The sequence below is a fragment of the Mesorhizobium sp. M00.F.Ca.ET.216.01.1.1 genome (assembly GCF_004010325.2).
Taxonomy (GTDB): Bacteria; Pseudomonadota; Alphaproteobacteria; order Rhizobiales; family Rhizobiaceae; genus Mesorhizobium.
In genome coordinates, this window is record NZ_SADR02000337.1 from 1 (window position 1) to 329 (window position 329).

Genomic DNA, 329 nt, shown 5'->3' on the forward strand with positions numbered 1-329 from the left:
GGGCGGAAAGGTGCATTGATATTCAGGTGATGCCGGCCCGGCTAGAGCGGTTCAGCTTTTCACAGAATCGCTGATCCGCTCTAAGCGTTTGTTTTTGCGCAATTCCGAACGGAAAACCGCTACGCACTTTTCCTGGAATTGCGCTAGTGCAGGCTATTTTGCGCTCTTTGCTTGTTGCCAGAGCGCTTCCATCTCGTCCAATGTCGCCTTCTCAAGCGTGCTGCCGGATTTTTCCACGGCCTGCTCGACATAATGGAAGCGTGAGCGGAATTTCTCGTTGGTGCCGCTGAGGGCTGCTTCGGAATCCAGCTTCAGGTGGCGTCCGAGAT

Annotated in this window: 1 pseudogene; it reads right to left on the reverse strand. The window is 54.4% G+C overall.

Annotated features, from left to right (window positions below):
- Nucleotides 1-153: 153 nt before the first annotated feature.
- Nucleotides 154-329 (reverse strand): annotated as a pseudogene (locus EN859_RS40075) (nucleoside triphosphate pyrophosphohydrolase); the annotation flags it as partial.